General features: G+C 34.1%; 10 protein-coding genes and 3 tRNA genes. 9 read left to right on the forward strand and 4 right to left on the reverse strand.

The features are described from left to right. Positions 1-2 precede the first annotated feature (2 nt). Entirely contained in the window at positions 3-1,217 is a 1,215-nt protein-coding gene (gene manD, locus ACYIAJ_RS03545) for a D-mannonate dehydratase ManD (RefSeq protein WP_483558462.1), read from the reverse strand. A 290-nt stretch (positions 1,218-1,507) separates the two neighbouring features. On the opposite strand from manD, the gene ACYIAJ_RS03550 reads away from it, so the two are divergent. Then, positions 1,508-2,083, forward strand: a complete 576-nt coding sequence (locus ACYIAJ_RS03550; protein WP_483558464.1) for an anthranilate synthase component II — start codon at positions 1,508-1,510, stop codon at positions 2,081-2,083. Between the two features lies 1 nt (position 2,084). Beyond that, positions 2,085-3,839, forward strand: a complete 1,755-nt coding sequence (pabB, locus tag ACYIAJ_RS03555) for an aminodeoxychorismate synthase component I (protein ID WP_483558465.1) — start codon at positions 2,085-2,087, stop codon at positions 3,837-3,839. A 44-nt stretch (positions 3,840-3,883) separates the two neighbouring features. Here pabB and ACYIAJ_RS03560 read toward each other — a convergent pair whose 3' ends face one another. From ACYIAJ_RS03560 to ACYIAJ_RS03570, 3 genes are read right to left on the reverse strand one after another with little or no spacing between them, the layout of a single operon-like run. Then, on the reverse strand, positions 3,884-4,468 hold the full coding sequence (locus tag ACYIAJ_RS03560) for a PqiC family protein (RefSeq protein WP_483558467.1): 585 nt from the start codon (positions 4,466-4,468) through the stop codon (positions 3,884-3,886). Next, the gene (pqiB, locus tag ACYIAJ_RS03565) at positions 4,468-6,105 is read right to left on the reverse strand and encodes an intermembrane transport protein PqiB (RefSeq protein WP_483558468.1); all 1,638 of its coding nucleotides are present in this window, start codon (positions 6,103-6,105) and stop codon (positions 4,468-4,470) included. The genes ACYIAJ_RS03560 and pqiB overlap by 1 nt, the downstream gene beginning before the upstream one ends. 15 nt (positions 6,106-6,120) lie before the next feature. Then, entirely contained in the window at positions 6,121-7,365 is a 1,245-nt protein-coding gene (locus ACYIAJ_RS03570) for a PqiA/YebS family transporter subunit (protein WP_483558470.1), read from the reverse strand. Between the two features lie 491 nt (positions 7,366-7,856). Between ACYIAJ_RS03570 and recA the strand changes: the two genes are divergently transcribed. The 7 genes from recA to ACYIAJ_RS03605 all read left to right on the forward strand — a co-directional run bounded on the left by recA (position 7,857) and on the right by ACYIAJ_RS03605 (position 12,979). After that, entirely contained in the window at positions 7,857-8,903 is a 1,047-nt protein-coding gene (recA, locus tag ACYIAJ_RS03575; protein ID WP_091349058.1) for a recombinase RecA, read from the forward strand. Next, entirely contained in the window at positions 8,896-9,402 is a 507-nt protein-coding gene (locus ACYIAJ_RS03580; RefSeq protein ID WP_483558471.1) for a regulatory protein RecX, read from the forward strand. Before recA ends, ACYIAJ_RS03580 begins: the two co-directional genes overlap by 8 nt. Positions 9,403-9,599: 197 nt before the next feature. Next, a complete protein-coding gene (gene alaS / locus ACYIAJ_RS03585; RefSeq protein ID WP_483558472.1) occupies positions 9,600-12,233 on the forward strand; it encodes an alanine--tRNA ligase in 2,634 nt (877 codons plus the stop codon). A gap of 139 nt (positions 12,234-12,372) precedes the next feature. Then, positions 12,373-12,567, forward strand: coding sequence for a carbon storage regulator CsrA (csrA, locus tag ACYIAJ_RS03590; RefSeq protein WP_483558474.1), 195 nt, complete (start codon positions 12,373-12,375; stop codon positions 12,565-12,567). Positions 12,568-12,696: 129 nt separating this feature from the next. Then, positions 12,697-12,789, forward strand: a tRNA-Ser gene (locus ACYIAJ_RS03595). Between the two features lie 18 nt (positions 12,790-12,807). After that, positions 12,808-12,884 (forward strand) — tRNA-Arg (locus ACYIAJ_RS03600). Between the two features lie 18 nt (positions 12,885-12,902). Next, positions 12,903-12,979: transfer RNA gene (locus ACYIAJ_RS03605), tRNA-Arg, on the forward strand. Positions 12,980-12,992: the final 13 nt, after the last annotated feature.

Here is a 12,992-nt window from a genome sequence, read left to right on the forward strand (position 1 = left end):
ATTTACCAATTCCACAACGTACCATCTTCTAAACGAGCAATAGGTAAGTAAGCTGGTTTGTATGGATATTTTTCGGCAAGTTTTTCATCGAAATCTATACCAAGGCCTGGTTTATCGCTTGGGTGCATATAGCCATCATTAAAAGTCCAGTTTGGTGAAAAGACTTCTAGCATTTGCTCTGAATAACCCATAAATTCTTGCACACCAAAATTAGGTACCCACATATCAAAATGCAGTGCAGCTGCATGGCAAATAGGGGATAAATCAGATGGTCCGTGGGATCCTGTTCTTACTTGATAAAGTGCAGCAAAATCAGCAATACGGCGCATATGAGTAATACCGCCAGCATGGGTAATTGTAGTTCGAATATAATCAATCAATTGCTCTTGAATAAGTTGTTTGCAATCCCAGATGCTATTAAACACTTCACCAACTGCAATTGGAGTGACTGTATGTTGGCGTATCAAACGAAAACATTCTTGATTTTCGGCCGGTGTCGGATCTTCCATCCAAAACAGCCTGTAATCTTCTATACTTTTTCCAAAACGAGCAGCTTCGATTGGTGTTAAACGGTGATGCATGTCATGTAGTAGATGCTCATTAAAACCAAATTTATTTCGTACGGCATCAAACAATTTAGGCATAAAATCGAGGTATTTCTCTGTTGCCCAACATTGTTCTTCTGGGTAGTTGCCACGAGTGGCAGGTTCATAAGCTAGGTTTTTCCCTTTACTTTGACCATAGGTTGTCTTCATACCCGGTATGCCACATTGCACACGAATTGCTTTAAACCCCATTTCCTTATGTTTAGCATAGTCATCTAATGCTTCGTCAATGCTTGCACCAGTAGTATGACAGTAAACCATAACTCCTGTGCGCGACGCGCCTCCTAATAACTGGTAAAGAGGCATGTTGGCTAATTTTCCTTTAATATCCCACAGAGCCATATCAATGGCCGAAATAGCTGACATAGTCACAGGACCACGACGCCAATAGGCGCCTTTATAGAAATATTGGAAGATGTCTTCTATTTGATGCGGATCACGCCCAATTAGTTGAGGGCACAGATGATCTTTAAGATAAGAAGCTACGGCCAATTCACGTCCATTAAGCGTTGCATCACCAACACCATAAACTCCTTCGTCGGTGGTTATTTTTAATGTGACAAAATTTCTTCCTGGACTGCATACAAAAACATCTGCTTTTACAATTTTCATTCAATACCTCTCGTGTAAATTTAGACGTTATTAAAATAACAACTCAAATACTACCATACAAGTAGAGTTGTATGTTTTTGTGAAATCAATCACAGAAAAACTGCTTTTTGTAAAAAAGTTTCATTAAAAATATTGTTTAAGTATAAAAGAGAGATAAAAAGAGGGTAAAATCGCAATGATTTCTTCTTTTAAGTGTATTAACGATATAATAAAGCCTGTTACGACTGGATTTTAACTGTTACAGTTACCGGTTTTTAAATCAATATGTTTTGTAATTAATGGACTGTATTTTGATATTATTAATAGATAATTATGATTCTTTTACATTTAATATTAACGATTATTTATGCCAAGTTGGCGCCGAAGTTAAAGTTATCAAAAATGACGAACTAACAATCGAACAAATAAAAGAACTAAGCTTTTCTAAAATTATCATTTCTCCTGGCCCAGGGGCACCAGTTAATGCAGGAATATCACTTGCTATTATTGCCGAATTTGCTCATATTTATCCGATATTGGGAATTTGTTTAGGACATCAAGCCATTGCACAATATTATGGGTACCACATTGCCAAAGCACCAACACCGATGCACGGTAAAGTTGATGAAATAATGCATGATGGTCAGGGGGTATTTAAAGGAGTCAAAAACCCGCTTTCAGTGGTTCGCTATCACTCATTAATTGCATGTGATAATTTTTCACAAGAAGATTCTCACCTGATTGTAACCGCTAGAAACAATCAAGGGTTGATTATGGGATTACGTCATAAAACGTTACCCATTGAGTCAGTTCAATTCCACCCTGAAGCGATAAAAACCGAATCAGGTTTACAAATGATTAATAATTTTGTCCATGAGCAATCTTAATATGAAAATTTATATAGATTTTGAAGGTCAGCATAAATATTTTTGCAATCCTATTGCCATTTTAAGATCAAATGATTACTCGACAATTCAACAACAATTCGATTTAATCGAAAAATTTACGCAACAAGGTTTTTATGCGGTTGGGTATCTCGCTTATGAAAGTGCAACGGGGCTAAATAATGAAAATAAAACAAAACATAATAATGATGTCCATCAAGGTATACCACTATTGTTATTTGGTATTTTTGATCATTTTTCTATCGTTGAACAAATAGAACTAAATGATTATACACCTCCAAGCTTTGATTTAATAAGCGATACATCAAGAGATGAATATAATCAAAAAATTGCCTTTATTCGATCACAAATTGAATCAGGTAATACTTATCAAACCAACTATACCATTCAATTTACCGCACCATTTAATGAAAGCGCTATGGATTATTACCATTTTCTACAAAAAAACAATCAGGCTGATTATTGCGCTTATCTTGAGTTTGACGATTATCATATTTTATCGATTTCACCAGAATTATTCTTTAAGTTAGACAATACCATTATTACGACAAAACCAATGAAAGGGACCACAGCACGTGGCCTAAATATTCAACAAGATAAACAACAATTAAAGTTATTATTTTCTGAAAAAAATCAAGCTGAAAACATGATGATTGTTGATTTGTTGCGTAATGATTTAAGTCGCATTGCAAAACCAGGAACGGTGACAGTTCCGAAATTATTTTCAGCGGAAAAATATCCAACCGTTTGGCAATTGACTTCAACGATTCAAGCTGAAATGAAGGAAGATGTCAGTTTATATCAAATTTTTCAAGCCCTATTCCCTTGTGGCTCAATTACCGGTGCCCCAAAAACCAGTACCATGCAAATTATCGCAGATATTGAAAACTCCCACAGGGGAGTTTACTGTGGGACAATTGGTTATGTTGAACCTTATATGAATAAAGCTATATTTAATATCCCAATTCGTACATTAACCATACACAATAAACAAATGCACTATGGTGTTGGTGGTGGAATCACTTGGGATTCAACATCTCAAGACGAATATAGTGAGATCTTAGCGAAAACAGCCATTTTAAATCGCACTACTTCTATCCCAAAATATATTATTGAATCGTTGTTGCTTGAAAAAGGACAATTTTTATTATTAGATGAACATTTAAGCAGACTTGCTCAATCAGCTGATTATTTTGATTTTAACTGTGATATTAATACAATTAAGTTGCAACTTATTAAGTTAGCAAATTCAGTGCCTAACAACCTTTATAAAGTGAGAATCTTACAGCAAAAAGATGGGCATTACACTATTAGTAAAGAGATCATTAACAGGCCGATAGAAATTAATGAAATTCAACTTGCAACACAGTGCGTTGATAACCAAAATGTCTATTTGTATCATAAAACATCAAATCGTGAGCACTTTCCGGATTTAACTGTAGGAAAAGAATATATTAATTTTAATCAATACAATGAGATAACTGAATTTGTTAATGGTAATATCGCGCTATTGATTAATGATCAATGGGTTACACCTAAAAAAGAATCGGGATTATTAGCTGGAACCATGCGGCAATTTTATCTGGATCACAATCAATTGTTAGAAAAAACGATTTTAAAAGATGATCTGGTAAATGCCCAAAAAATCGCTTTTATCAATAGTGTTCGTAAATGGGTGGACATTGATGATAAGGTTTTTAGTCAATTTAAATTGTCACTAAGATCTATTGCCATTTAAGTTTAGACATTCCGTCAGCGTGCTGACGGAATGTCAGTGTAACACTAATGTTTTATTGAGTTTGCAAAGTCTAGTTCTTCATCTTGCCATCCTTTTGATAACGCTTTAACTAAAGCATCATAACCATTGGTTGCTAAAGGAATATGGCGCTCAAATGGTTTGATTTCAATATTATTTTTACGGTCAGTAACAACCCATCGGCCTTTAATTATCGCATCCCCCATATAACTGCCATGAAAGCTATCTATAAATAATTTTACCGTTATTGTTGGTGTTGTAATTGATTTACTGGACACTAAATAATTGGGTAACATAGCAGTTAAATCCTGCGTTACTCGGTCTTGTAATTGCTGAGATAGCGTCGATATCCATAAATGGTTCGTTGCTGTTTCATATTTGATATTATCGGTTTGTAATACAATGCCAGGTTTATTTAAAAAACTCGCCACATCAATCGACTCAATCCAAATAAATTGATTCGTGGTTTTCATATTTTGCGATACAGGAATCTGTAAATTGCTAGTGAGTTGAAAATAACTTTTACTTGAGTTACCAGCTGAGCAACCCACTAATATGGCAAATAATGGTATAAATATAGCTATAAATAACTTTTTATATATTCTGTTCATTATTTTTTACCTTTTGCTTGGGGTTCTTGATCTTTCTTCGATGGAGCAGAAAAAATTAGTGCATTACTCTTATCATTAAGCGTATTGAGTAATGGAGTGAGTTCATCCATCATCTGTTGCACTTTTTGTAAACTCTCTTTCATTTGATTGTTGAGCTCAGAACCTGGTTGTAATTCTTTCATTGTTTCATTTAATGAGCGTAATGTTTTTTGCAGATCTTTTGGCATATTCTGCATCTCTTTACTTGCCATAACTCGATTTAATGAATCCATTAAGCGTTGGCTTGAAGCGAGCGAGTGATTAAGCTGTGATACCGTATTATTAATAGGCAAATTGTTAAAATTATCTAATAACTGCATAACTTTTGATTGAATTTGAGCAATTCCTGTTGAAGTCGCCTCAATAGTATCGTAACCAAATTGTTTTGCCATTTTTGGATCATATTTATTTTTCAGATCAGGATAAAAATCAAGATCTATATACATCGCACCGGTGAACATGTTTGATGTTTTTAGTGAAGCTCTTAATCCATTTTCTTGTTCTTTCATAATCAATGCGGCAATATCAATTTTTTCATCAACTAATTCAGATAAGCGATCTGGTTCAATTCGAATTAATATTGGTACCCTTTTATTTAAAATTGAGGATCTTTTTAACATTTCTGCAGTATAAAATGGTACTTTAGATACTGTACCTAGTCTAATACCATGATATTCAACTGGTACACCTTCTGATAATCCAGATATAGAATCGGAAAGCATAACAAGAAATTCTTTATATTCAGTATATTGCGAATCTTTAATAGATTTTTTATCTTCATATAATTTATAAACTGCATTTTGTTCGGCAGGAGCACCTAATTTAGAACCATCTGGTAAATCAAAACTGATTCCCCCCGACATTAACACATCTAAAGAAGGTACATCTAGGCTTGCACCTTGAGATGAAAGTGTTAAATTTATCCCCCCTTCTTTCCAAAAACGAACATTTTGTGTTACTAGCACATCGTAAGGTTTTGTAATAAATATTTGATATTTCATTTTACGTGCTTCAATATCAAATTCTGATGTCTCAACATTACCTACACGATAGCCATGAAACATAACAGAAGCACCTCGAGGGATCACACCATTTTGCTCACTTTCTAAATTTAAACGAATTCCTTTAATACTTGGATCAGACAATGGTGGTGTATCAGAAAGCACGAAAGGTTTATGTTGAAAACTATGCGTATCGCTTCCCGCAACTAATTCGATATAAACGCCCGATAAGATAGTACCTAGTCCAGTCACTCCATCACGACCAATTTCAGGCTTAACAACCCAAAAAATTGAGTCATTTTTAAGTAACGGAACCATGTCATTATAAATACGGCCTTTTATTACCACTTGTTTGTAGTCATCAGATAAAGTTACTTCATCAACTATACCAACATCAACGCTACGGTTTTTAATTACCGTTTTTCCTGCAATAATGCCACTTGCGTCTTTTGCGAGCAATGTGAACGAGGTACCTCTATCAGCAAAATGGGCATAGATTATCCAAATACCCACAATTGCAGTAACAATCGGAATAATCCATATAGCTGAAATAGCTCTAATTTTAATTATTTTTGCTAATTTACTTGATGTTGCCATATTGTTCCTATTAATCTATTTTCTTTTTTGCGGACGATCCCAAATTAACCGAGGATCGAATTTTTGTGATGCAATCATCGTGATAATAACGACAGTTGCAAAAAATGTAACACCAATATCTGGGTAAACGCCCATCATTTGCTGATTTCTAACTAAAGAGCAAATAACAGCAACCACAAATATATCAATCATTGACCATTTACCAATAAACTCAACTGCAGTGTACAATCTTTTCATTTTTAAGCAATTATGTTTGTTTTTTCGTTTTACTGCTAATGCAAAATAACAAAGCCAACTAAGTGAAATAATCTTTAAGATTGGAATAACAACACTCGCAATAAAAATGACAAGTGCAACAGGTACATCGCCGGCTTGCCACATATAAATAACGCCATCCATAATAGTGGAAGTTGATGGCGCCCCAAAAACAACAGTTATCATAATTCCAAATAAATTGGCGGGAATGTAAAGAATTAATGAAGTAACCAATAAGGCTAGGGTCCATTGTATTTTATCAAGATCTCTGACCTTGCTTTTTTGTTTACACCTTGGACATTTTACATAGTGCACTGGCAATATAGCCTGACAGCATTTGCATAGTTTTAAATTTTGACAAATGCCAGTTTTACCAACTTTTGGTATATCGGTAGCAAAATTACTACGATGAATTTCGTCCCAAATTGTTTCCGGTGAAAAAATCACTAAAGACTTTATATAAAAAAAGACAAATAGACAAAACGCCCAAAATGTACCTGTCACACCAATACTGCCATAACTCATTAATTTAACAAAGCTAACTAAAATACCAGTAAGAAATATTTCAGGCATACACCAATGTTGACACTTTTCATAAACAACAAGCAGATCTCGTTTACGATACTTTGTTAACTGTAGTTTGGAACAGAGTAAAACAATAATTGATAAATTGAATATAGGAAAAAGTAAAACAAACAAGATAAAAAGTGCTGAAATATAGCTATAATTATCAGAAAAAAGGGTTTTAGGAATATCTAATACGCTAACACCGATGAAATTACCCACAATACGGATATCAATAAAGATAAAACCATAAGCTACAATAATCATAATTAATGAACATATTGCATACATAGCTGCACTAAACTTCATATTACTATTATTTTTAGCTAACGTTGTATTACAACGTGGGCACACAGCTTTATGCCCTATCGTTATATCTGATAATTCGATGACCAAATCACAGTGTGAGCATAAAACATAATGTTGTCTATCAATAATCATTATTTTCCTTTTTCTGATGTATATTTAACCTATAAAGATATTTCAAATTAATACTAAACTTAAGTATAAATACTTAAACAAATAAAATTAGGTTAAAAACACTTCAAATCTCATTTTGTCAAATTGAATATTTTGTAAGTATTACTGAATTAAATTAGTAAAATTTGATTATTATTAGATTTTATATATAACAATTTTTATAAAATACACCGCTTTTCTTATTTATATTTAAACAATCATTATTTGTTTAAATTTGTTTGAGTATTATAATCATAAAATGAGTAGAATAATCCAATAAATTTAATCTTGAATATTAATATTTCATCACCATCTGTTAGTTTCAATTATTACACCAAATGGACTATTGGTAAAAAAACTGTGAACAAGCTCCCATAACTAACTAAATAACTGTTTGTGTATAAAAAAAACTTGATACTGTATAATAATACAGTATAATATATCCGTATCCTAACTCATTGGAATTTTATAATATGAACGAAAATAAACAACGCGCACTTTCCGCTGCATTAAGTCAAATCGAGAAACAATTTGGTAAAGGTTCAATTATGCGTTTAGGGGATACCCAAACGTTAGATGTGGATGCGGTATCTACTGGTTCTTTAGGGCTAGATATTGCATTAGGTATCGGCGGCTTACCAATGGGTCGAATCGTTGAAATTTTTGGACCAGAATCATCCGGCAAAACAACACTCACCTTATCGGTTATAGCACAAGCTCAAAAAGAAGGTAAAACATGTGCATTTATTGATGCTGAACATGCTCTCGATCCAATTTATGCTGCAAAATTAGGTGTAAAAGTTGATGATCTATTAGTTTCTCAACCTGACACTGGTGAACAAGCACTTGAAATTTGTGATGCTTTAGTTCGTTCTGGTGCTGTTGATGTAATTATTGTTGACTCCGTTGCTGCTTTAACACCAAAGGCTGAAATTGAAGGAGAAATGGGCGATTCTCATATGGGATTACAAGCTCGTTTAATGTCACAAGCTTTGCGTAAGCTTACCGCAAACATCAAAAACGCCAATTGTTTAGTTGTGTTTATCAACCAAATTCGTATGAAAATCGGTGTAATGTTTGGTAATCCTGAAACAACAACCGGTGGTAATGCGCTTAAATTCTATGCCTCTGTTCGTCTTGATATTCGTCGTATTGGTTCAGTGAAAGAAGGCGAAGATATTATCGGTAGCGATACTCGAGTAAAAGTGGTTAAAAACAAAGTTGCTGCACCATTTAGACAAACTGAATTCCAGATTTTGTATGGTTGTGGGATTTCAAAAGAAGGTGAACTAATTGACTTAGGGGTTAAACACAAATTGGTCGATAAAGCTGGAGCATGGTATAGCTACAATGGCGAGAAAGTGGGGCAAGGTAAAGCTAACTCAATTAAGTTTTTACAAGAACATCCCGAAATTGCTAAAGAACTCGAAATCAAACTACGTGATTTATTACTAAATAGTCCAGCAGTTTTTACAGCTGATGACGAAAATATTTCATCTGAGGATGAAAGCATTGAATAATGAGAAAAAACTCAATAAATTAATCCTAAATAAAGCTGTGCAGTTACTTGCACAGCGCGATCACTCTTCATATGAGCTAAGCCAAAAAATAACATTTTTTTTTGCAAAGAAACAACAAAGTACAGATGAAGAATATCATGATCTGTTAGCCAAACTAAAAACAGAAATACGAGATGTAATTGAGCATTGTATTAATCAAAATTGGATTAATGATGAGCAATATATTGAAAAATATATTGTTATGCGTGCCAATAAAGGTTATGGAAAATATAAAATTGCAATGGAACTTAAACAAAGAGGTTTATCCGTTCATTTAACTCAACAACTATTGCAAATGGCTAATATCAACTGGGCCAATCTAGCATATGAACAATTGCTAAAAAAGCTAAAACAAATTGATTCTAAAAATAACAATAAAAAACAAAAAGGTATTCAATTTTTAATGGCAAGAGGTTATACACAAGATGATATTAAAGCAGTGTACAATTTATTGACTTAAATAGTGATAATATCTAGAATAGAATATATACAATTTAGTAAAACCGATTACAAATAAAAGCTCACTAATTCTTTTTTCCTTATTTACTTGTAGTATTAATTAGCTCCACCCCAATATAAGAATATTTACTTTTCAACTTTTGTTGTAACAGGTATATTACTACATTTAAATATCTATCGTTTTATATGGAAGCATAAATGAAAAGCACAGCAGAAATTCGTCAAAATTTTCTTGACTTTTTCCGTGACAAAGGACATGAAGTTGTCGCAAGTAGTTCCCTTGTTCCACACAATGATCCAACATTATTATTTACTAATGCTGGAATGAATCAATTTAAAGATGTATTTCTTGGTATTGATAAACGTTCTTATACTAGAGCAACAACATCACAACGTTGCGTCCGTGCTGGTGGTAAACATAATGATTTAGACAATGTTGGTTATACAGCCCGACACCATACTTTTTTTGAAATGTTAGGAAACTTTAGTTTCGGTGACTATTTTAAGCATGATGCCATACATTTTGCATGGGAATTGTTAACTAGCAAAGAGTGGTTTAATCTACCTAAAGATAAATTAACCGTTACCGTTTATGAGACAGATGACGAAGCTTATGCAATTTGGGAAAAAGAAATAGGAATACCTAAAGAACGCATAATTCGTATTGGTGATAATAAAGGTGCCCCGTATGCCTCAGATAATTTCTGGCAGATGGGAGATACTGGACCTTGTGGCCCTTGTACCGAAATTTTCTATGATCATGGCGATCATATTTGGGGAGGACCTCCTGGTAGCGCTGAAGAAGACGGTGACCGATTTATCGAAATTTGGAACATTGTCTTTATGCAATTTAATCGCCATCCTGACGGTACAATGGAACCATTACCTAAACCATCAGTCGATACTGGTATGGGACTAGAACGTATTGCGGCAGTATTGCAACATGTCAACTCTAATTATGAAATAGATCTATTCAAAAAATTAATTAATGATGCAGCCCACGTTATTCAAACTAAAGATTTAGAAAGTAAATCTCTACGCGTTATTGCTGATCATATTCGTTCTTGTGCTTTTCTAATTTCGGATGGGGTCTTACCTTCAAACGAAGGTAGAGGTTATGTTTTAAGACGTATTATTCGACGTGCTGTGCGCCATGGGCATATGCTAGGTGCAAAAAATGTTTTCTTCTACAAACTTGTTAAACCCTTAATTGATGTTATGGGAAGCGCAGCGGTTGAACTAGAAACTAATCGAAAATTAGTTGAAGATGCGCTAAAAATTGAAGAAGAGCAGTTTTTAAAAACATTAGAGCGCGGGTTATTTTTACTTGATCAAGAATTAGCAAAGCTAACTGGTCAAATATTACCTGGTGATATTGCATTTAAACTTTATGATACTTACGGCTTCCCGTTAGATTTAACGGCTGATGTATGTCGCGAAAAAAATATCACTATTGATGAAGCGGGTTTTAATCAATGCATGGAAGAGCAAAGAAAACGAGCCCGCGAGTCAAGCTCATTTAATGTCGATTATAGCAATGTTATTAAACTTGATGATAAAACTGAGTTTTTAGGCTATCAAGCAACAGAAGCCTCAGGAAAAGTTATTGCTATATTTAAAAATGGCCAGAAAGTTGAAAATATTAGTGCTGGCGATGAAGCGATTGTCGTTTTAGACAAAACACCATTTTATGGAGAATCAGGTGGTCAAATTGGTGATAAAGGTTTATTAACAGCAGCTAATCTTGAATTTAGCGTTTTTGATAGCCAAAAATATGGTAAAAGTATTGGCCATTTAGGAAAAATAATTAAAGGTTCTTTAAAAATTGGCGATAATGTCACTGCTGCTATTGATATCGAGTTACGCGAACGTATTCGCCGTAATCATTCCGCTACACATTTATTACAAGCGGCTTTACAACGTGTTTTAGGTAGCCATGTTCATCAAAAAGGATCTTTAGTTAATGATACCTATCTGCGTTTTGACTTTTCACATAATCAATCCATTACACCAGAACAAATTATTGAAATAGAGAACTTAGTTAATCAGCAAATTCGTCGTAATTTACCAGTAGATATTGAGCTAATGCCAATTGATAAGGCTAAAGATAAAGGTGCTATGGCTTTATTTGGTGAAAAATATGAAGATATTGTTAGAGTTCTAACAATGGGCGATTTTTCAATTGAACTGTGTGGTGGTACTCACGTAGATAGAACTGGCGATATTGGTTTATTTAAAATAATAACAGAGTCAAGCATTGCATCTGGTGTACGCCGTATCGAGGCAACATCAGGACAAAATGCAATGGATCTGATACATAATGAATCTAATCTATTAACTCAAATTGGGCAATTAGTTAAAAGTGACAAATCTGCAGTTATAACACGCATTGAACAATTACTTGATCAAACTAAGCTGCTTGAAAGAACGATTGAACAATTAAAAGCACAGAAAGCTAGCCAAGAAAGTACACAATTGCTTAATCAATGTGAAACAATAAATAACAAAAATTTGCTTATTGCTAAACTGGATAACGTCGAAGCAAAATTATTACGGACAATGATTGATGATCTTAAAAATCAATTAAAAACAGGTGTAATTGTTTTAGCTGCCGTTAATGATGGCAAAATTAATTTAGCTGCTGGTGTAACCAATGATTTAGTCAATATTGTTAAAGCAGGCGAATTAGTTTCTCAATTAGCATTAAAGATAGGTGGTAAAGGTGGTGGGCGACCTGATTTTGCTCAAGCAGGAGGAACGGATCTCTCAGCGTTACCAGAAGCGTTATCTTCGGTGAAAAAAGAAATCAGTAGCAAATTACAAGCAAGTTAGCCATATATACTCAAATGTTTGATAATTAAATATTAGAGTTTTTCTTTAAAATTCCATCTTTCTGTTTTTATAGATGGAGGCTAACGAAGCTATATCTTAAAATTGTTGGATATATACTTAACTGATATTAGGAGATCTAATGTTAATTTTAACTAGGAGAGTAGGTGAAACACTAATAATTGGTGACGATGTAGTTATTACCATCTTGGGCGTAAAAGGTAATCAAGTCAGAGTTGGTATTAATGCACCAAAAGAAGTTTCTATTCATAGAGAAGAAATATATAACAGAATTCATCAACCACAAGAAATAAACGATGAATCACCCAAATCCTGATGGTAATATTGGGCAGGAAATAAACAACCAGCACGTATAAATAAAAAAATGTTTGACTTATTTTTTGTAAAAAGTAATATGTGCGCCACACATTATGATTTTGTTGTTCAAGCAAAGTCATGATGTTTTGGTGAGATGGCCGAGAGGCTGAAGGCGCTCCCCTGCTAAGGGAGTATGCGGTCAAAAGCTGCATCGAGGGTTCGAATCCCTCTCTCACCGCCATTTAAAAAATTAAAATATGCATCCGTAGCTCAGCTGGATAGAGTACCCGGCTACGAACCGGGCGGTCAGGGGTTCGAATCCCTTCGGATGCACCATTTTAATAAATTCAAAACGCATCCGTAGCTCAGCTGGATAGAGTACCCGGCTACGAACCGGGCGGTCAGGGGTTCGAATCCCTTCGGATGCACCATTTTTTTAACGAA

It is taken from the genome of Gilliamella sp. X-46 (assembly GCF_057063525.1).